General features: G+C 47.8%; 20 protein-coding genes. 13 read left to right on the plus strand and 7 right to left on the minus strand.

Annotation, left to right across the window (positions count from 1 at the left end; all coding sequences use genetic code 11):
- Positions 1-184 precede the first annotated feature (184 nt).
- Entirely contained in the window at positions 185-853 is a 669-nt protein-coding gene (locus tag QZ323_RS09655) for a TonB family protein (protein WP_294634428.1), read from the plus strand.
- 107 nt (positions 854-960) lie between these two features.
- On the opposite strand, the gene QZ323_RS09660 is transcribed toward QZ323_RS09655, so the two are convergent.
- Complete coding sequence (locus QZ323_RS09660; protein WP_294634430.1) at positions 961-1,170, minus strand: hypothetical protein; 210 nt, start codon at positions 1,168-1,170, stop codon at positions 961-963.
- A gap of 161 nt (positions 1,171-1,331) precedes the next feature.
- Between QZ323_RS09660 and ruvB the strand changes: the two genes are divergently transcribed.
- From ruvB to QZ323_RS09705, 9 genes are all read left to right on the plus strand, one after another.
- A complete protein-coding gene (gene ruvB / locus QZ323_RS09665; protein WP_294634432.1) occupies positions 1,332-2,381 on the plus strand; it encodes a Holliday junction branch migration DNA helicase RuvB in 1,050 nt (349 codons plus the stop codon).
- 78 nt (positions 2,382-2,459) lie between these two features.
- Positions 2,460-3,293 (plus strand): hypothetical protein, encoded by an 834-nt coding sequence (locus tag QZ323_RS09670; RefSeq protein WP_294634434.1) that lies wholly within the window; start codon positions 2,460-2,462, stop codon positions 3,291-3,293.
- Between the two features lie 4 nt (positions 3,294-3,297).
- A complete protein-coding gene (locus tag QZ323_RS09675; RefSeq protein WP_294634435.1) occupies positions 3,298-4,743 on the plus strand; it encodes a lipopolysaccharide biosynthesis protein in 1,446 nt (481 codons plus the stop codon).
- A 41-nt stretch (positions 4,744-4,784) separates the two neighbouring features.
- Complete coding sequence (locus QZ323_RS09680; protein ID WP_294634436.1) at positions 4,785-6,149, plus strand: TIGR00341 family protein; 1,365 nt, start codon at positions 4,785-4,787, stop codon at positions 6,147-6,149.
- 20 nt (positions 6,150-6,169) lie between these two features.
- Complete coding sequence (locus tag QZ323_RS09685) at positions 6,170-8,308, plus strand: S46 family peptidase (protein WP_294634437.1); 2,139 nt, start codon at positions 6,170-6,172, stop codon at positions 8,306-8,308.
- Positions 8,309-8,458: 150 nt separating this feature from the next.
- Positions 8,459-8,635 (plus strand): hypothetical protein, encoded by a 177-nt coding sequence (locus QZ323_RS09690; RefSeq protein WP_294634438.1) that lies wholly within the window; start codon positions 8,459-8,461, stop codon positions 8,633-8,635.
- 66 nt (positions 8,636-8,701) lie between these two features.
- Positions 8,702-9,055, plus strand: a complete 354-nt coding sequence (locus QZ323_RS09695) for a putative Ig domain-containing protein (protein ID WP_294634439.1) — start codon at positions 8,702-8,704, stop codon at positions 9,053-9,055.
- Between the two features lies 1 nt (position 9,056).
- Positions 9,057-9,395: a hypothetical protein gene (locus QZ323_RS09700; protein ID WP_294634441.1), complete on the plus strand. Its 339-nt coding sequence runs from the start codon at positions 9,057-9,059 to the stop codon at positions 9,393-9,395.
- A gap of 23 nt (positions 9,396-9,418) precedes the next feature.
- Positions 9,419-9,550, plus strand: a complete 132-nt coding sequence (locus QZ323_RS09705; RefSeq protein ID WP_294634443.1) for a hypothetical protein — start codon at positions 9,419-9,421, stop codon at positions 9,548-9,550.
- A 224-nt stretch (positions 9,551-9,774) separates the two neighbouring features.
- On the opposite strand, the gene QZ323_RS09710 is transcribed toward QZ323_RS09705, so the two are convergent.
- From QZ323_RS09710 to QZ323_RS09725, 4 genes are all read right to left on the minus strand, one after another.
- The gene (locus QZ323_RS09710) at positions 9,775-11,679 is read right to left on the minus strand and encodes a DEAD/DEAH box helicase (protein WP_294634445.1); all 1,905 of its coding nucleotides are present in this window, start codon (positions 11,677-11,679) and stop codon (positions 9,775-9,777) included.
- A 75-nt stretch (positions 11,680-11,754) separates the two neighbouring features.
- Positions 11,755-12,822: a tyrosine-protein phosphatase gene (locus QZ323_RS09715; protein WP_294634447.1), complete on the minus strand. Its 1,068-nt coding sequence runs from the start codon at positions 12,820-12,822 to the stop codon at positions 11,755-11,757.
- 101 nt (positions 12,823-12,923) lie between these two features.
- Complete coding sequence (locus QZ323_RS09720) at positions 12,924-13,853, minus strand: carbohydrate kinase (protein ID WP_294634449.1); 930 nt, start codon at positions 13,851-13,853, stop codon at positions 12,924-12,926.
- Positions 13,841-14,446 carry an SIS domain-containing protein gene (locus QZ323_RS09725; RefSeq protein WP_294634450.1) on the minus strand — a complete coding sequence of 202 codons (606 nt, stop codon included), beginning with the start codon at positions 14,444-14,446 and terminating at the stop codon, positions 13,841-13,843. Before QZ323_RS09725 ends, QZ323_RS09720 begins: the two co-directional genes overlap by 13 nt.
- Before the next feature lie 300 nt (positions 14,447-14,746).
- Between QZ323_RS09725 and QZ323_RS09730 the strand changes: the two genes are divergently transcribed.
- Entirely contained in the window at positions 14,747-15,997 is a 1,251-nt protein-coding gene (locus QZ323_RS09730) for a pitrilysin family protein (RefSeq protein ID WP_294634451.1), read from the plus strand.
- On the opposite strand, the gene QZ323_RS09735 is transcribed toward QZ323_RS09730, so the two are convergent.
- Both QZ323_RS09735 and QZ323_RS09740 read right to left on the minus strand, forming a co-directional pair.
- On the minus strand, positions 15,988-16,566 hold the full coding sequence (locus QZ323_RS09735; protein ID WP_294634453.1) for an epoxyqueuosine reductase QueH: 579 nt from the start codon (positions 16,564-16,566) through the stop codon (positions 15,988-15,990). The genes QZ323_RS09730 and QZ323_RS09735 overlap by 10 nt on opposite strands.
- An 897-nt stretch (positions 16,567-17,463) precedes the next feature.
- Complete coding sequence (locus QZ323_RS09740) at positions 17,464-18,738, minus strand: DUF2851 family protein (RefSeq protein ID WP_294634454.1); 1,275 nt, start codon at positions 18,736-18,738, stop codon at positions 17,464-17,466.
- 96 nt (positions 18,739-18,834) lie between these two features.
- On the opposite strand from QZ323_RS09740, the gene dapB reads away from it, so the two are divergent.
- The gene (gene dapB, locus QZ323_RS09745) at positions 18,835-19,596 is read left to right on the plus strand and encodes a 4-hydroxy-tetrahydrodipicolinate reductase (protein WP_294634455.1); all 762 of its coding nucleotides are present in this window, start codon (positions 18,835-18,837) and stop codon (positions 19,594-19,596) included.
- A 33-nt stretch (positions 19,597-19,629) separates the two neighbouring features.
- The gene (locus tag QZ323_RS09750; protein ID WP_294634457.1) at positions 19,630-21,102 is read left to right on the plus strand and encodes a S26 family signal peptidase; all 1,473 of its coding nucleotides are present in this window, start codon (positions 19,630-19,632) and stop codon (positions 21,100-21,102) included.
- The last annotated feature ends 20 nt before the right edge of the window (positions 21,103-21,122 follow it).

The raw sequence follows: 21,122 nt of genomic DNA on the forward strand, positions 1-21,122 counted from the left end.
TGAACTTTAGCCACTCCAAAATTTCCGGATACATATTTTAATTCCGCCAACGGATTTTTGAAATATATGAAGAGATTGATGGGGTTGCCTTTATTGTTTTGTTTCCTTTCCTTTCTTTGTTAATGGGGATATGCATGTTTTGTTCTTCTATTCAGGGCTGAATGGCTCGGAAACGGAAAACAGTATGTATGGGTATATCAGCGGTGATAAGTTCATTATTGATGATGAAAATGAAGAAATAAAGGGAACTATTGCCGATAAGATTACAGGCACTTGGAAGATGCCGCATCGTGAGGAACCCTTTACTTTTACTTTAAGAATAACGGGTTGTGTAGTTTCCGATTTGAACCAGGCGAATATGACATCTCCTCCTCAAAATGCAATGGGGGATATTTCTAAAAAAGTGCTTGATAGTGAAAAGGAAGAGGACCATGAAATTGTAGATGATTCAGAACCGGCATCCGGCTCTATGGAAACGGAAGAGGAGGATGAGATTGTAAAATACGTTCCGGTTGATGTGGTGGAAGAGGAGGATACTGATGCCGATAAAGTTTATGACAATGTGGATGTTATGCCTGAATATTCGGGAGGAACGGTAGAAATGCTACGTTTTATCTCTCGGAATATGGAATATCCCAAGGAGTGCTCAGAAAATGGGATACAAGGGAAAGTACTTGTGAAATTCATTATAGGTAAAGATGGTGTTGTCTATAATGCACGTATCGAGAAGGGTATAAATGCCGGCTTGGATAAAGAAGCGCTACGTGTGGGTCGGTTTAATGCCTCGTTGGACGCCTGGTACAGTGAAAGGAAAACCGGTCAATGTGAGTTATGTAGTGTCTGTAAACTTTAGATTGCAGTAAGTTGATGTTCATGCGAGCTCTGAATTCAGAATAAAGTGCTCCATCCATAAGAAAGAGATACCGGAGATGAAACATGATTTGGGTATCTCTTTTTTGTTTATGTTATAGAGTGGTATTTGGTTTCTTCCTCGGACCAACCGATGGCTTGGGAAATGATACCAATGGAGATGTCTAAACTATTCGGATTACGGGGGATATCGGGGCTTGACACTTCTGTCCTGTCTTCTGTTTTTCTTTCCTCATGTACGGTATAAATCTTGTCTCGAAGTATGACGATGTCTTCTGATTTTACTTGTATATCATGCATTGACAAAGGAAACTAAAAAACTTTGTATTATCCTATTTGCGGAAATATAAACTTGTAGAATAGAGCTTATATCAAAATAAATTAGTTATTTTGCGGAAAAAGAAGAAACTGACAGCCCGGCAGACTGTGCAAAGGGCTGAATATAAGCGATAAGTAAACTGATGGAACAAGAAGATTTTGATATACGAAACCAGCAGCTGGCATCCGGCAAGGAGCGTGACTTTGAGAACGCCCTTCGTCCGCTGAATTTTGAGGACTTCAGCGGACAGGATAAGGTGGTGGACAATTTGCGCATCTTCGTCAAAGCGGCACGGTTGCGTGGCGAAGCATTGGATCATGTGTTGCTTCACGGGCCTCCGGGCTTGGGAAAGACTACACTTTCCAACATTATAGCCAACGAACTGGGGGTAGGCTTCAAGATTACTTCCGGTCCGGTGCTCGACAAACCGGGCGACCTGGCGGGCATACTGACCAGCCTGGAGCCGAACGATGTGCTTTTCATTGATGAAATACACCGGTTAAGCCCTGTAGTGGAGGAGTATCTCTATTCCGCCATGGAGGACTACCGCATTGACATCATGATCGATAAAGGGCCTTCGGCACGGAGCATACAGATAGACCTGAATCCTTTTACACTGGTGGGAGCAACCACGCGTAGCGGCTTGCTGACGGCCCCGTTGCGTGCACGCTTCGGCATCAACCTGCACTTGGAGTATTATGACGACGATATACTGAGCGGTATCATCCGCCGTTCGGCAGGCATTCTCGACGTGCCTTGCTCTACGAGGGCAGCAACGGAAATCGCTTCGCGCAGCCGTGGTACGCCGCGTATCGCCAATGCGTTGTTGCGCCGTGTACGCGATTTTGCCCAGGTGAAAGGTTCCGGAAGCATTGATACGGAGATCGCGCAGTTTGCCCTCGAAGCATTGAACATCGACAAGTATGGCCTTGACGAGATAGACAATAAGATACTTTGTACCATCATCGACAAGTTCAAGGGCGGTCCGGTGGGATTGACCACCATTGCTACGGCTTTGGGCGAGGACGCCGGTACGATAGAGGAGGTGTACGAACCGTTCCTGATAAAGGAAGGATTTCTGAAACGCACTCCCCGCGGACGCGAAGTGACGGAATTGGCCTATAAGCATCTGGGCAGGAACTTGTACGGCAATAGTGGACAGGGAGGACTGTTCAGTGGCAAAGAGTGGTAAGAAGGAGAGTCGGCATGGTTTTAGTGGTCGGCATGGTTTTAGTGGAAGGATTAGGAATAAGTAAACAGTTGAGATTTTATGAAGAAACTTTTGGTTTTAGGGTTATGTGTGAGTATGTTCCTTGCTTGTAACCATACTTCGCATACAACGACTCGCTCGCAGACAGGTGTATGGGTGAGCAATGATGCGGAACTGCTGCTTACGGACAGCGTGATGCTCTATTTTGAGAGACAACCGGACAGTACGGTACTGGGCGTGGTAAAGGTAAAGGGCTTGGCAGAAGATTACGCTTTTTTCAAGCGTGACACAGTGCTTCGCAGTCCGATACCTGCTGAATTTCAGGTAGGGGAAGCTACAGGAAACACGATCATAGTCAATGGAAAGAGCCTGACCAAGGCGGAGGAAGTAACGACTTGCCCCCCATACGATATGCCGTCCCTTACCGATGTGTCATCTGTAGCCGACTGCCTCACGGAGTGGCGGTGTGGAGTGACAGCCGGTTTCGATGTGGAGACAAACAGCATTTTAGTGGAAGCAAATACTTCCGAAAACATGTTTATCTATTACATTGTGAACGGGATGTACTATGTGCGTGCGGCAAGGATTGCCAATACTCCTAAAGGTACGCTCTTCTTCCAGAACATCCGGGTGATGAAGAACCCCAATACGGGTGAGAATACCATTCATTTTGTGCCGGACAACAAGGATGTCGTATTGGGAGACTTGGAGGTGGATATGGGCGCATTCAAGGCCGATGGTTGCAATTTCAGCCCGGACGGCAGCATCTATTGGTCGTATGTTTCCCATACTGCCGACCAGATTGTGCTGAACGGCTGCGACGAGACCTACTATGTGAATCGTCAGACTATAGACAAGAACCAACTTTATGAATGGATAAGGCCTAATCATTGATAATATGGCGGGACTGAAATCTTTGGCAAAGGATACTGCCATTTACGGGCTGAGCAGTATTGTAGGACGTTTTCTGAATTATCTGTTGGTGCCCGTGTATACCACTGCCCTGTCGGCACAGTCGGGCGGGTATGGTGTTGTGACAAACATTTATGCGTGGGTAGCCCTGTTGCTTGTGCTGCTGACGTGCGGCATGGAGACCGGCTTTTTCCGCTTTGCCAATAAAGGAGAGGATGATCCGATGCGGGTCTATTCTACGACGTTGCTCAGTGTCGGTATCGGTGCATTGACATTTCTTACATTAGGATTGCTGTTCCTCCAGCCCATTGCCGATTGGCTGGAATATGGAGAGCATCCTTGGTACATAGGCATGATGATGATAGTGGTGGCGATGGATGCCATCCAGAGTATTCCTTTCGCCTATCTGCGCTACAAGAAACGCCCCATCAAGTTTGCGGCACTCAAACTGCTGTTCATCTTCCTGAACATCACTCTGAACCTGATTTATTATGTCTGGCTGAAGGGTGACGACGTGGCGTATGCTTTCCTCTTCAATCTGATATGTACTTCTACCATTATGCTTTGCCTGATTCCGGAGTTACGCGGTTTTGCCTATGTGCTGGACCGTAAGCTGCTGCGCCGGATGCTTGCCTATTGCCTGCCGCTGCTTGTGCTGGGCGTGGCCGGCATTCTCAATCAGGTTGCCGATAAGATTATCTTTCCCTTTGTCTATCCCGACGAGGCTGGGGCTACCGTGCAACTCGGTATCTACGGGGCAGCAAGCAAGATTGCTATGGTGATGGCAATGCTTACGCAGGCGTTTCGCTATGCTTACGAACCGTTTGTCTTCGGCAAGAGCCGCGACAAAGACAATAAGCAGGTATATGCACAGGCCATGAAGTTCTTCATCATCTTCACGTTGCTAGCATTCCTGGCAGTGATGTTCTATTTGGATGTCTTGCGCTATCTTATCGGACGGGACTACTGGCCGGGACTACGGGTAGTGCCTATCGTCATGGCTGCTGAAATCTTTATGGGCATCTATTTCAATCTCTCCTTCTGGTATAAGCTGATTGACGAGACGCGTTGGGGAGCTTATTTCTCGCTGATAGGGTGCACTGTATTGGTACTGATGAATGTGCTTCTGATACCTAAGTTCAGCTATATGGCGTGCGCTTGGGCTGGCTTCTGCGGATATGGTGTGGCGATGCTGTTGTCTTATTTCGTGGGACAGAAGAAGTATCCCATCCAGTACGACCTGAAGGCGATAGGCGGTTATGTGCTGCTTGCCGCCGTGCTTTATGCAGCTGCCGAGTTTGTACCAATAGAGAACATTTACCTGCGTTTGGCATATCGCACGGTGTTGCTCCTGCTTTTCGTGGCTTATATCGTGAAGCGGGACATGCCGCTCAGCCAGATACCCGTCATCAACAAACTGGTAAAGAGATAATCAATCCGATCTGAACCGCTAAATTTTAAATAATAGATATCATGGATTCCAAGAACAGAAATACATTTGCTATCAAAAAGTTCCTGAAGGAGTATCTTGACCTGCGCAAGGACAAGGATAACGAACTTGAAACAGTAGAGTCCATTCGTAAAGGAGTAGAGTTTAAAGGAGCCAACCTTTGGATTCTGATATTTGCCATATTCATGGCTTCATTGGGGCTGAATGTCAATTCGACTGCCGTAATTATCGGTGCTATGCTTATCTCTCCGTTGATGGGACCTATCATGGGCGTGGGGCTTTCTGTCGGCTTGAACGACTTTGAACTGATGAAACGCTCATTGAAGAGCTTCCTGATCACGACGCTGTTCAGTGTGACCACGGCCACTGTGTTCTTTCTGGTAAGTCCCGTCGCCGAAGGGCAGTCGGAGCTGCTGGCACGTACTTCGCCTACGATTTATGATGTATTCATCGCACTGATGGGTGGTTTGGCCGGTGTGGTTGCTCTCTCTACCAAGGAGAAAGGGAACGTGATTCCCGGTGTTGCTATCGCTACGGCATTGATGCCGCCGCTCTGTACGGCAGGTTACGGATTGGCAACGGGAAATCTGGTCTATTTTCTCGGGGCTTTCTATCTCTATTTTATCAATTCGGTATTCATCAGTCTTGCCACGTTTGTCGGAGTGCGCGTGATGCATTTTCAGCGCAAGGAGTTTGTAGACAAAAAGCGGGAGAAGAAAGTACGCCAATACATCGTACTCATTGCGGTGCTTACGATGTGTCCGGCTGTCTATCTGACCATAGGCATCATCCAAGGTACCTTCTATGAAGGTGCCGCCAACCGGTTTGTTGCCGAACAGCTCTCTTTTGAGAATACGCAAGTGCTGGATAAGAAGATCTATTATCGCGGTACCAAAGATAACGAGATACGCATTGTCTTGATAGGACAGGAGGTACCCGAAGCTTCCATTGCCATTGCCCGGGCGAAGATGAAAGACTATAAGCTGGGTGAAACGAAACTGACCATCCTCCAGGGTATGAACAATGAGTCGTTGGACATCTCTTCCATTCGCGCTATGGTGATGGAAGACTTCTACAAGAACAGTGAGGAACGCCTGATGGAGCAGACGCAGAAAATCGCTTCCTTGGAGCAGAGCCTCGCGAAATATAAGTCTTTTGACGAATTGGGAAGGACTATCGTTCCCGAACTGAAGGTGCTCTATCCGTCGGTGAAGACGATCTCCCTATCCCATGCGATAGAACTGTCGGTCGATTCGGTACGGCAGGATACCATTACGCTTGCTGTACTGAAATTCGGCAAGCATCCCGGTGTGCAGGAGAAAGAGAAAATCACCGAGTGGCTAAAAGCACGGACAGGGGCGAAACGGTTGAGATTGATAGCAGAATAATGACGAAAATCTGAAAGAGTATGAAGCTAAAGTATATCCTGATTGCAGTTTGTTGCTTCTGCACATGGACAGGGCGGGCAGACGAAGGTATGTGGATGCTGGGTAACCTGAACAAACAGACCCGCAAGACAATGAAAGAACTTGGTTTGCAGATGCCTGCCGATAAACTATATAGTCCGAAACGCCCTTCTCTCAAAGATGCGGTGGTCAGTTTCGGAGGTTTCTGTTCCGGTGTGGTCGTGTCCGAGGATGGGTTGGTGTTTACTAACCATCATTGTGGTTTCAGTAGTGTGCAGCAACATTCGTCAGTGGAACACGATTATCTGAAGAACGGTTTTGTGGCGCGTAGCCGTGAGGAAGAGCTTCCGAATCCGGAACTTTATGTCCGTTTCCTGTTGCGCACGGAAGATGTGACGAAGCGCGTACTGGGAGCTGTCAAACCTTCGATGAACGAGATGGAACGTTCCAGCGCGGTGGATTCTGTGATGATGGTGATAGGCGGAGAGGTCTCCCGCAAGGATTCTACGCTGATAGGTGTTGTCGATGCTTATTATGGCGGAAATGAGTTTTGGCTTTCCGTTTATCGCGATTTCAACGACGTACGGCTGGTTTTTGCACCGCCCTCTTCGGTCGGTAAGTTTGGCTGGGATACGGACAATTGGATGTGGCCTCGGCATACAGGAGATTTCTGTGTATTCCGTATCTATGCAGACCGTAATAACCGGCCTGCCGAATATTCTCCTTCCAATGTTCCTTACCATCCGGAATACGTGGCTCCGATCTCTCTGGACGGTTATAAGGAAGGCTCTTTCTGTATGACACTGGGCTATCCCGGAAGTACGGAGCGTTACCTTTCCTCATACGGCATCGAAGAGATGATGAATAACTCCAATCAGGCACAGATAGATATCCGTGGTGTAAAGCAGGCCATCTGGAAGCGTGAGATGGATTCCAATGACAGTGTGCGCATCAAGTATGCCTCCAAATACGATGAAAGTTCCAATTATTGGAAGAACAGTATCGGGATGAACCGTGCCATCCGTAAACTGGGCATTTTGGAGAAGAAGCGCGAAATGGAGCAGGAAGTCCGTCGCTGGATACAGCAGAATCCGGCAGAGCGTGAGACGTTGCTTCAGTTGTTCACAGACTTGGAACTGAATTATAAGAATCGCCGGGCTGTGAATCGCGCTCAGGCTTATTTTGTCGAGTCGTTCCTATATGCCCCGGAACTGATACAGATAGCCTTGAAAATCTTGAACTTTGACTTTGAGGGTGAAGAGAAGAATGTGATAGCCGGTCTGAAGAACATTGTGGAGCAGTATTCCAACTTGGATTTGGAGATTGATAAAGAGGTATTCGTTGCAGTATTGAAGGAATACCGTTCGAAGGTGGATGACGACACTTTCCTTCCGGACATTTATCGTACCATAGCGCAACAATATAATGGAAGTGAGAAGGCATACGTAGACAGCCTGTATGCTCATTCCGAACTGGTTACTACCCGTGGTTTGAAACGTTTCCTCGAACAGGATACCACTTTTCATATTTTAGAAGACCCTGCCATCTCGTTGGGGATAGATATGTTGACGATGCTGTTCGACATGAATATGCAGATGCAGCTGCCAACTTCGGAGATAACCAAAGGGGAACGTTTGCTGAACAGCGCTATCCGGAGGATGTATGCCTCACGCAACTTCTATCCCGATGCCAATTCTACGATGCGTCTGAGCTTTGGTACAGTATGCGGATATACGCCTTTCGATGGAGCGGAATATGATTATTACACTACAACCAAAGGCATTTTGGAGAAAGTAAGGGCACATGCCGGTGATGTGGATTTTGAAGTACAGCCGGAGATTCTTTCTTTGCTTTCGTCCGGTGATTTCGGCAAATATGCCGATGAAAAGGGCGAAATGAAGGTCTGCTTCATTTCTAACAATGACATTACCGGAGGTAATTCGGGCAGTGCCATGTTCAATGATAAAGGCGAACTCTTAGGACTGGCGTTCGATGGTAATTGGGAGGCCATGAGTAGCGATATCCTTTATGATCCGAACATGCAACGTACCATCGGAGTGGATGTGCGTTACATTTTGTTTATGATGGAGAAGTACGGAAAGGCGGAGCATCTGGTCAGAGAACTGAAGTTCGGCGAATAGTAGACACTTCTGGCAATACAGACAAATGATTTTAGAAAGAAGTATAAGTAAGAGGGGTATCCGATTCACTACGGATTACAGTCGGAAACTACTATTTCAATTACTTCCACTCCGGTTACTGCTGTAGAGGGGAAGAAATCTTATTATTATATGATTACTACGAAAGCGGTTAATCCGGATGGCCCTATTGTCATTACGGCTACGGGAGTACCCGAATGGGTCACGTTCAGTGATGCCGGTAATGGTATGGCAGAGATAGAAGGTGTGGCTCCGGCTTCCGCTTCCACTTCGGACATTGTCATCCGTGCGACAAACAACGGTGCGTAAGATATCCAGTCATTCAAGCTGAATGTTTCATACACGCCCAAACCGACTGTCGTCAGCATCGTTCCTGTGAGTGTACCGGTGCTGCTTCCCAGTGGATATGCATTCAATTACACGATCAGGACAACTGTAGAAGAGGCTGATGGAGACACGCAAATCAAAGCGGAAAAATTACCTTCTTGGTTGACCCTGAAGGATAATGGCGACGGAACGGCTCTCCTGTCAGGGACGACTCCCAAAGTGTCTGCCGTACAAACCGACGAAATTGAGATTACTGCAACCAACAACAACATCGTGGCTAAACAGAATTTCTCATTAAAGATAAAGGAAACGGTCAAAGTGGCTTGTGTTGGCAATAGCATCACATTTGGTTCCATGTTGTCCAATCGGGTGAAAGACTGTTATCCGGCGCAACCTGAGTAATATGTTGGGCGAAGGATTCGATGTAGGCAATTTCGGTAAGAGTGGTGCCACTATGTTGAGAAATGGTGACAGACCTTATGTGAAACAGGCTGAGTACACAAAGGCTATCGACTTTGAACCGGATATTGTAGTTGTCAAACTGGGTACTAACGATACGAAACCTATGAACTGGGATGGGCATAAGGGGGAGTTTAAGGATGACACCAATTATCTGATTGAGCAGTTCGAAAAGCTGTCTTCTACGCAGGCTGTCTTTATGTGTACTCCTTGTAAAGTCTTCAGTGGTGCAACTATGGAATTACTGACGAGGTTGTTTCGGGAGGTGTCATTCCTGTTTTAAAAGAGGTGGTTAAGGAGAGAAATATGGAACTGATTGACATCTATACCGTAGTATCGGGGCATAGTGAATGTTTCCAGAAAGATGGCGTACATCCTGATGCGGACGGGGCGAAACTGATTGCGGAAGAGATTTGCCGAGTACTTTTAGGTAAATAAAGTAAAATGCTGTTATATCGCGTTTTGCAGGTAGCTTCTATTGTTCTGATATAGGGTTTGCCAAAACAATGCGATAAGATCATAAAAACCGTCCCACGAAACGAATAAATTTGTCTCGTGGGACGGTTTTTTTATCTCGTGAGACGAATAAATTCATCTCATGAGACTATTTTTTTCATCCCACGAGATGATTTTGCTTCTTCTGCGGGATGTTATCTGTGCTGTTATTTCTTCTTGGAAATCCGTTTGGCCCATCCTTCTTCGGTGAAGTCGGGTTCATTGTCGCGGAACTCCTTGTTGTTTCCTTGGAAGAACTGTTTCCAGTCGTCTTTTCTGCCGCGTGCATGGGTATATCCCCGTTCTGCACGGCTCGGTTTGTTCTTTTTCTTTTCGGCAGGAGTGCTTTTGGAGTTGTTCTTTTCCTTTTTGCCGTGGCTACCATTGTCGTTTCTGCTATCGTTTCTGCGTTTTCCTTGGGTAGTAGCCTCCTTACTTTCTTCGCCGGCAATCTCGACGTTGACTTTGCGTCCGTTCCAAGTGGCACGTTTCAGTGATTTCACGACGTTTTTCGCTTCCTTCTCGTCCACTTCGAAGAATGAGAAGTTCTTCATCAGGTCGATACGGCCCAAGTCCACTCTTCCACGGGTATTGTTGTTCAGCAGGGTGATCAGTTCGTGCGGGAAGAAGTTGTCTATCTTGCCCAGGTTGATGAAAAGACGAGTATAACCCGGTTCCGCTTTTCGGGCGTTGGCATTGCTGCCTTTCCGGTTGCTGCCGTTTTGGCGTTCGGCGCGGCTGTCGGCAGGTATCTCGATGTCTTCGCGGTCGCGGTAATAATCCAGAAACCGGTTGAACTCGTGCGAAACCATACGCTTGATCAGGTCCTCTTTCGACAACCAGTCCAGTTTGCGGTAAATGTCGGGCATGAAGTCGGCAATTTCCTCTTCGTTCACTTTCACTTTCTCCAGGTCGTCGATCACCTTCAGCAGTTGCTTTTCGCAGATTTGCTTGCCGGTGGGCATTGTTCCCTGTTCGAACTTCTTGCCGATGGTACGTTCTATTTCGCGCATCTTCCCCTTCTCGCGCAGGTTGATGATGGCGATGGAGGTACCCGTCTTTCCGGCTCGTCCCGTACGTCCGCTACGGTGGGTGTAGCTTTCGGTGTCGTCAGGCAGGCCATAGTTGATGACGTGTGTCAGGTCGTCCACGTCCAAACCGCGTGCGGCAACGTCCGTGGCAACCAATATTTGCAGGTTTCGGATGCGGAATTTCTGCATTACGGCGTCACGCTGCGCCTGACTCAGCTCGCCATGCAGTGAGTCGGCGTTGTATCCTTCCTGCATCAGCTTGTCGGCAATCTCTTGTGTCTCCTTGCGTGTACGGCAGAAGATAATGCCATATATCTGCGGATAATAATCCACGATGCGTTTCAGTGCCGCATATTTGTCTTTGGCATGAACGCAGAAAGCTACGTGTTTCACGTTGCTGGTACCTTCGTTCTTCCGGCCAATGGTGATTTCTTTTGCATTGCGGAGGTATTTCTTGGAGATGCGTGCTATCTCCGGACTCATCGTGGCGGAGAACAGCAACGTGTTGCGTTCCTGCGGCACGTCGGCAAGGATGGCGTTGATGCTGTCGGTGAATCCCATATTGAGCATCTCGTCGGCCTCGTCCATTACTACGTTCTGTATGGTGGCGAGCGACACGGTTTTTCGTTCCATCAGGTCAATCAATCGTCCGGGAGTGGCTACAATGATATGCACGCCTTGTTTTAGTGCGCGTATCTGGCTGTCGATGGACGAACCGCCATATACGGGCAATACCCGCAGACCGGCGATGTATTTGGAATAATCACTCAGGTCGCCTGCTATCTGTAAGCAGAGTTCACGTGTAGGACAAAGTATAAGCGACTGTGGAATCCGTTGTTTTACGTCTATCTTCTGGATAAGCGGTAGTCCGAATGCTGCGGTCTTTCCTGTTCCTGTCTGTGCAAGTGCTACGATATCGTTATTTTCACCCAAAAGGTAGGGGATTACTTCCTCTTGCACCGGCATGGGATTCTCATATCCCATTTCTTCAATGGCGCGGCGTATCTCCGGCGACACACCGAGCTCTTCAAAATTCTTCATTAAATCTTTGTATCTCTTTTATATTTAGGGCGCAAAGATAGGAATAAATGCTGAGATACACAGCAGACTTGGCTCCTAATCGTTCTTCACCAGCAGGATTTTCTGCAATTTCTTTATCTCTTCTTTACTCAGTCCGATGGCCATTTGCAGATAAGTATCCATATCGCCGTACGTACGCTCTATCTCCTCTTTGGCGGCGTTCAGGAAGTCTTCCCTTGCCGAGTAGATGGTGGTGATGGCTTCTTGCGAGCGTGCAGGCAGGTTGTAGGCGTATCGGGAAGCGCTGGGGATGTTGAAGTAATCGTTGCTGAGGCGGTAATCCTCCATAATGATGTCGTCGTTCACGCGGAGCGAAGCCAATATCAGTGCTGCGGCAATGCCGGTACGTCCTTTGCCGGACGAGCAATGGATGACGACGGGATAGTTGTCGCTGTCCAGCAGGATGTCGAACATCTGCCGGAACTCTTTGCGGTAGTTCGTCACTAATTCGCGGTTGATTCGTTCCACCATGCGGTAGACGGTGTCGCTCTTTATCGTTTGCTCTTGGATTCCTTGCAGGATGTCTTCCATGTCTCCCGCTTTAATGGGGATATGGACGACGTTAAATCCCGGTTGCAGTGTGGCGCGGTCCTTCAGTTCCGATTCCGACCGGAGATCGATTATCGTCTTGATGCCGATGTTCTTCAGTTCTCTGCGCGAATAGTATTCCAGACTGTCTATTTGCGCCGATCGGTAGAGCATGCCCCAACGCACCCGTTTCTTGGTGGGATATGACGGATATCCGCCCAAGTCGCGGAAGTTTTGTATGCCGGGAATATTGACATTACGGGTAGCCAGCTTTACACGATACTTGTCGTTGAATACCAGCATATAGTAGTAACGTCGTGCCGGGTCGGTGGTGACAATTGTCATGCGCTGGTCGGCTATGTTTGCCATAGCTACGGGCGAACTTTCGGGGATATTGTCAGGATCGGTCGATGCATATACTTTTACGCCCCCTTGGATGAGGGGCGTAATTTCCCATTTCACGATACTGTTTCCTACGTTGTTCTCTTCGCAAACGACAGAAATGTGAGGCGTCGTGCCGCTGCAAGCGGGCAGCAGCAACATGCATGTTAGCAAATTCAACAGATTTCGATACATAGTTTGATTATCTGGCATATACTGCAAAGATATGTATTCTGCTGACTTTCGTCACTCTCGGCCGTAGAGTTTCACAGAGTTTTTTCTCCTTTAACGGGGATTTAGTTAATGCGAGGCAATTGCCGGGCAAATTCCATCGATACGGAGTTGTTGAAACTTCGGCACACATCTGCCGCAAATTCGGTTCCGCAACGGATGATCTTGTCCCATGTCGCTTCATCCACTCTGCCCAAATCACGGTATCGCACGTCGTATTTCAACAATCCATAGATAATGCCGGCGTTGAAATTGTCGCCTGCGCCGATGGTGCTGACTGCTTCCAACGGAGCGACCGGATAGTCTTTGACGACACTGTCCGTGCGCAACGAGATTTCTTTGGCACCGGCAGTACAGAGAAAGTTAGGGCAATAGAAGTGGATTTTGTCTTTATACAATTTGTCCACATCCTTCTGATTATACATATAGAAGAAATCTTCGACAGAACCCCGCACAATGTCGGCATACTCCAGGTTTTCGATAATGGTAGGAGCCAGCTTCAGTGCCTCGTTCTTGTGCGAGGAGCGGAAGTTCGGATCGTAATAGACAATGGCTCTCTTGTCGCGCGCCTGCTCCAGCAGTTCCAGCACTTTGTCGCGCAACACCGGATTCAAGGCGAAGTAGGAACCGAAGACCACAATGTCATCTTCCTCCAACTTCGGATAAGCTACATCCAGACGTTGCTTGGGATAATCCTTATAAAAAATGTATTCCGCATCGCCCTGTTCGTTGAGGTGTGCCAGCGACACGGGCGATTTGCCGTCGGGAAACACGTTGACATGGTCGGTAGACATACCACTTTCCTGCATGAATTGCAAGATGGTGTTACCCACCCAGTCGTTACCTGTTTCACTGATGAAACTTACGGGAACTCCGGCTCGTGCCAATGACACGATACCGTTGAATACTGAACCACCCGGTACGGCAGCAGTCGGCTGTCCGTTGCGGAAGATGATGTCGAGAATGGTTTCGCCAATACCGATTACTTTTCGCATAATTTTCTTGATTTTTCACCCAGATAACCGCCGTGGTGACGTTTGGAGTAGTCTTCGATGGTAAATCCGGTCTTTTTCATTACTTGCACAACAAGAATATCGCCAATGACCGTCATGACAGTGGTCGAAGTGGTGGGGGTCATACCCAGTGCACATACTTCATCCGGTTTTCCGGTGCTGAGGCATACGTCTGATTCGTCGGCCAGCGGACTATTCGGATTTCCGGTGATAACAATAAACTTGAGGTCAGGATTCAAATTGCGGGCCAACTGCGTGAGTTCTACGATCTCACGTGTCTTCCCGGAGTTGGATATCAGCAACAACAGGTCATTCTCCTGCAAGATACCCAAATCTCCGTGTTGCGCTTCGCTGGGATGCAGAAATACGGACGGGATGCCCGTAGAGCAAAATGTCGTGGCGATGTTCATGGCGATTTGACCAGCTTTTCCCATGCCCGAAGTCACCAGCTTGCCTTTCCGGTGGTGGATTTGTTCTACGATAAGTCCTACAGCACGTTCGTAGGCATCCGTTATGGGGATGTTCAACACGGCTTGCGCCTCTTTCTGCAAAAGCTCTTGAATGGATGCAATCATTATACTATTTTTGTTAGTAGTTAGGTTATAGCCTACAAATATCTGTAATTTTCCATAAATGGCAATAGGTTTTATTGTATTTTTTTTGGAGGCAAATAGGGACAAGATTCATCAGTTTCCGCTTTCTTTAAAGTCAGTTCCCACTTTCTTTAAAGTCAATTTCAATTTTCTGTAAACCCCGTTCTTGCTCTCTTTAAATAAGATAAGTTGCATTTTCCATCACTTTTTCATACAGATAAGAGAACAAGGTATGCTATTTCCACTATATTTGCACTCTCAATCACTTTTAAAAATTCAGATATGACAAAGAAACCCAAAATTCTCCCCTACGGGAGACCTAATCTGCATACACTTGCCAATGGTTTGCGCATCATTCATTATCCGAGCCTTTCGGACGTAACTTATTGTGGCTTTGCTGTTGATGCGGGCACGCGTGACGAACTGGATCATGAACAGGGCATGGCGCATTTCGTAGAACACCTTATCTTCAAGGGAACCCGGAAACGGAAAGCTTGGCACATACTCAACCGCATGGAAAATGTGGGTGGCGACCTGAATGCTTATACCAATAAGGAAGAGACCGTTATCTATTCGGCATTTCTAAATGAGCATTTAGGACGTGCGTTCGAGTTACTGGTAGATATTGTATTTCACTCCACGTTTCCGGAGCGTGAGATTGAAAAAGAAACGGATGTGATTATTGATGAAATACAGTCGTACGAAGATAACCCTTCCGAACTTATTTTCGACGATTTCGAGAATATGATTTTCCGCGGACATCCGTTGGGACGTAACATCCTGGGTAATCCTGAACATCTGAAAACTTTCCGTAGCGAGGACGCCGCGGCTTTTACTTCCCGTTTCTATCATCCGGGAAATATGATTTTTTTCGTATGGGGGACTTTGGATATCGATCCTATTATCCGTTTGGCAAAGAGGCTTCTTGCCGACGTGCCCGCTGTGTCGGTCGACAATCGCCGTACGCCTCCGCCCCTTTATGTCCCTGAAAGGCTTGTCGTGCATAAAGATACCCATCAGGCCCATGTGATGATAGGTAGCCGGGGGTATGATGCACACGATGACAAGCGTACCGCACTTTATCTGCTGAACAATATCCTTGGCGGTCCCGGCATGAATAGCCGTCTGAACCTTGCCTTGCGCGAGCGCCGCGGTCTGGTTTACAATGTAGAGTCCAATTTGACTTCCTATACGGATACCGGAGTCTTCTGTACCTATTTTGGTTGCGACCAGAAGGATGTGGATACTTGTATCGGGCTGTTGATGAAGGAGTTGAAACGGATGCGCGATGTCAAGATGACCTCAATGCAGCTTGCCGCAGCGAAGAAGCAACTGATAGGACAGATTGGCGTGGCTTCGGATAACAATGAAAACAATGCGCTCAGCATGGCGAAGATATTCCTGCATTATGATAAATACGAGGATCCCGAAGATGTCTGTGAACGTATCGAACAACTCACTCCGGAAAACTTGCTGGAAGTGGCCAATGAGATGTTTGCGGAAGATTATCTTTCGACGCTGATTTATTGCTGATTGAGTCTGCGCATACTGAACTCACATCCGCAATACTGCTGGTTGTAGAATCCATATTCTTTAAGGAGCTGGTTTCGCCGGTCTTGCAATCCTCCTTTTCGCCAGTTCTGTTCCCAGAAGATGGTGCCGGGATAGAGGGCGGCGGCACGGCGTCCTGCTTCGTTTATCTGGTCGAGGCTTTTCCAACGGGAAGAGGCGAGGGTAGTGGTGAACAGGCTGAAACCATGTCCCGAGGCATAACGGGCGGTCTCTGTCAGGCGGTGGGTGAAGCATTGCAGGCAACGGTTACCACGTTCAGGTTCATCTTCCATGCCTTGCATGGAGCAACGCCACTGCCGGTAGTCATAATCGCCGTCGATAAAATCAAGTCCAAGGTCGCGGGTGTAACGGATGGCTTCGTTTTTCCGTATTTCGTACTCCTTTTGGGGGTAGATATTGGGGTTATAGTAGAACAGGGTCGGGCGGATGTCGTTGGCAAGCAAGCATTCGATGATGGCAGAAGAACAAGGAGCACAACAGGAGTGCAGCAATACTTTGTTCTCATTGTTGGGAGTCTGAAGTTTCAGCATAGTTCTTTAAATTTCAATATAGACTTAAAAAAACAGATATTCATTACTCGGATATAATTGAAATTTGGTGACTGCAAATATACGGAATATACCTTTTGGCGGAATGGAATCAGTATATATTTTATTCTATTCCTATCTTATCTTATCTTATTCTTTGGCAGAATTGAAATATCACGTATCCGGGAATTTTGGAGTGGCTAAAGTAAAGTTCACGTTTGTGTCGCTAAACCTTAACATTGTCATGCTAAACCTCAACATTATCATGCCAAACCTCAACATTATCATGCCAAACCTCAACATTGTCATGTCAAACCTTAGCTTTGGCCTGATAGAGTTTGTATGTACTACAAAGTTTGTGTACATGCCTACAACTATAGACCGTGATGAATACGCGGAACCAACGTGGAAGGGGGCGATAAACCACGGACGGAAGCACGGGTAAATAAGTTCTTCCTTTTATAAGATGTTTCACCATAAGCTGCTGTTTTCTATGTGATTAACGGATAGGTGAAAGATGTGAGGGTGAAATATGGTATTTATTTGGTTCTTCGTCACTTTTGGGGCAGTAAAATATACTAAACACCTTTATCTATAGACTATACCAGCTTATTTAAGGGAATAAAATTAAAGCTATCAAAAGACACATGTTCAATAGGACAAGCATTACCTTGTTAGGCAATAAATTTACTAGCTTTAACACATGAACTGCCCCAAAAGTGACGAAGAACCATTTATTTTCGATTGTTGTTTGGGTTCGGAGAATACATCACGTACAAAAGAAGTAATGGAAGGTATCATAACATTATTAGTTATGCTCCATTACATTACTTGTTATGCTCCGTTACATTACTTGTTATGCTCCATAACATTACTTGTTATGAGACATAACAAATAATGTTATTTCTGCTTCAAAAACTCATACCCGAAGCGGCAACGTAAGCAATCCTTTCTGTCACAATACACTTTCTGGAGCTGCAACAAAGCCTGCGAGTCGGCAGCAGTAGAGACATGCAATCCCGCTCCGTTCCAATGACGGATGATGTGGTTGTCCTCCGCTTTCAGACTTTCGAGGAAACGCGTGGCGCGTTCGCAAAGCACTTCATTCGCTTTGTGCAGGCCATAGGCATAGAGGAAAGGAATAACCGTATTGATCACAATCAGGTTTAGCGCATTCTTTCCTACCTGCTTTTCCTGCGGGGGGGAAGTCTTGCTGAACGTGAAATGCTCTTTCCAGTACGGGGAAGTCGAGACTGCCAGTATCTTCCGGACATCTTCCAGCGTCTCCGCCTCCATGATGCGGGAGAAGAGCGAACGCTCTTTATGGTAAAGATTGGCCAACTGTGCCAGGCGGACATGAGGAAAATTGCCGGGACGCAGGCGAAGAAAGCGCCACTGGGAAGCAGGCATAGGAGCGGGCAGACTGAACTTATGCTGCAAATAGCGGAACTCACGTTGCAACGTCCGGTAATACTCGTCTGCATCCGGCAGTTCCTCGTCGAGCAAGCCCGCCTGACCGAAGAAGAAAGCCTCTACCTGAAGGAGATCATCGCGATGTTTGTCCACCGCACGGAAAGGAAGACGACCTGCCCAAGCCTCGAAAGCATCGCCGTTCAGTCCGAAGCCGAAGTTGCGCGAGAGGGTGATGAAGAAGACATCTTCCCAATTGCGGTTGAAACGCTCCAGCCGTTCGGTGATGGCACGGGCTTTCTGCTCGAAGCGTTCCACCTGGAGGGCGGACAGCCAGGAATGCACTGTTAGTTTCGACAGTGACGGCAGTATGGAGTAGCAAGGGGGATAAATCTCCGTATGGCGCAACTCTTCGTAACGGCGGAGGACGGATTCGGGACAGGAGAGTTGCATTTGCGGCACTTTCTCTCCGTTGGCACGGAACACTTCGCAGTCTACGGTTTCCGCCACGTGCAGGATGACGTTGTTGTAAGCCTCATCCTTGTTGTGCCCGTGCTTCAGCCAGTCGGACGAAGAGGTATGTATCTCGACGTTACCCACCCAGCGGGTATCGCCTATTTTCAGTTTGGCATTGAAGAAGTCGGGACCTGCATTCCTGTTCGGCAGTCCGGCATCTATCACTTCAACCGGGTCGCCGGCCGTGGTCCGAAGCATCTCCAGAGGGAAGATTTTATGCTTCCAGACGTAGTGTAACAGTTGTTCCATGTTAACAAGACGTTAATATTATCCGCAAATGTAAGAAAAACATTACCTTTGCGTCCTATAGTTTGTTGATAAACTGAATAAAAAACAAAGGAAACAATGAAAATAGCATTAATCGGTTACGGAAAGATGGGCAAGGAGATAGAAAAGATTGCCCTCAGCCGCGGACATGAGATCGTAAGCATTATCGACGTAGACAATCAGGAAGACTTCAACTCGGAGGCATTCAAGAGTGCCGATGTTGCCATAGAATTCACCAATCCGCAAGTGGCATACGGTAACTATATGAAGGCTTTCAATGCCGGAGTGAAGGTCGTGTCCGGAAGTACGGGCTGGATGAACGAACACGGAGATAAAATCAAAGAGCTCTGTGCTAAGGGCGGAAAGACCTTGTTCTGGTCTTCTAACTTCAGCCTGGGCGTCGCCATCTTCTCTGCCGTCAACAAGTATCTGGCAAAGATCATGAACCAGTTCCCTGCCTACGACGTGACGATGAGCGAAACGCACCATATCCACAAGCTGGATGCACCGAGCGGAACTGCCATCACGCTTGCCGAACAGATACTTGAGAATCTGGACCGTAAGGAGCGTTGGGTGAAAGGTACGCTGCAAGCACCTGACGGGAGTATGTCAGGCTCTGCGGAATGTGCAGCTGACGAACTGCCCGTAAGTTCTATTCGCGAAGGCGAAGTGCCGGGCATTCACGTCATCCGTTACGAATCGGAAGCTGACAACATCATCCTGACCCACGATGCCAAGAACCGCAAAGGCTTTGCGCTGGGCGCCGTTCTGGCTGCTGAATATACAGCCGACAAGGAAGGTTATCTGGGTATGGACGACCTGTTCCCTTTCTTGAAATAATGAACCCAAACCATCATAAAGATCAAACTGAAAATGAGAAAAGCAACCCGCACCCAATGGATTAAGTTTGCAGTTGTCACCGTACTCTACCTTGCCTTCCTGATATGGGTGAAAAGTTGGTTGGGACTGATTGTCCTGCCCTTCATCTTCGATGCTTACATCAGCAAGAAGATTCCTTGGAACTTCTGGAAGGAAGCCAAGAACCCCACCGTACGTAGCATTATGAGCTGGATAGATGCCATCGTGTTCGCACTGGTGGCTGTCTACTTCGTCAATATCTATATCTTCCAGAACTACCAGATCCCTTCTTCTTCATTGGAGAAATCGTTGCTGGTAGGCGATTACCTCTACGTAAGCAAGTTGAGCTACGGTCCGCGCGTGCCGAACACGCCGCTTTCCATGCCCTTGGCACAACATACCCTGCCCGTGCTGAATACGAAATCATACATCGAATGGCCACAATGGGCATACAAACGTGTGCCGGGTTTAGGGAAAGTGAAGCGGAATGATATCGTCGTCTTCAACTTTCCTGCCGGAGATACCGTAGCCACCAACTTCCAGCAGACGGACTTCTATACCCTTGCCTATACTGAGGGACAGCGTCTCTACCCCAATCCCGTGAACATGGATAGTTTGACCCGTCAGCAGCAACGTGCCGTCTACGACCTTTACTACAACGCCGGAAGAAACCTGATACGTTCCAATCCCCGCATGTACGGCGATATTGTAGTCCGTCCCGTAGACCGCCGCGAGAACTACGTGAAGCGTTGTGTCGGACTGCCGGGCGATACACTGGAAATCAAAGACGCCCAAGTCTACATTGACGGCAAACCCCTTGAAAATCCCGAAGAGATGCAGCTCAACTACTTGGTACAGACCACAGGCCCGTACATCACCGAAGAGATGTTCCGCGAACTCGGTATCAGCAAGGATGACCAGGCGCTGATCTCCAACGAAGGTCTGCTTGTGGAATTGGGACTGAACCATCGTGATGCCCAAGGACGCCTTGCTCCTACGTACGACTTGCCTTTGACGAAGCGGATGTACGAGGCTCTCGCAGGAAACAAGAAACTGGTCAGCCACATCATCATGGAACCGGAACTCTTCTCCGGACAGATGTACCCGCTTAACCTCTATACCAAGTGGGACCGCAACAACTACGGTCCTATCTGGATTCCGAAAAAGGGAGCTACCATCAAGCTGACCGAAGATAACCTGCCTATTTACGAACGCCCCATCAGAGCCTACGAAGGTAACCGGTTGGAAGTGAAAGAAGATGGCATCTACATCAATGGCGAGAAGACCGACGAATATACCTTCAAGATGGACTACTACTGGATGATGGGCGACAATCGTCACAACTCTGCTGATGCCCGTTCTTGGGGATTCGTGCCCGAAGACCATGTAGTGGGCAAGCCGCTTGTCGTATGGTTGTCGCTCGACAAAGATCGCAGCTGGTTTGACGGAAAGATCCGCTGGAACCGCCTGTTCAAGTGGGTAGGATAAACACAAGAAAGGCAACAGGA

This window comes from uncultured Bacteroides sp. (assembly GCF_910585845.1).
Lineage (GTDB): Bacteria > Bacteroidota > Bacteroidia > Bacteroidales > Bacteroidaceae > Bacteroides.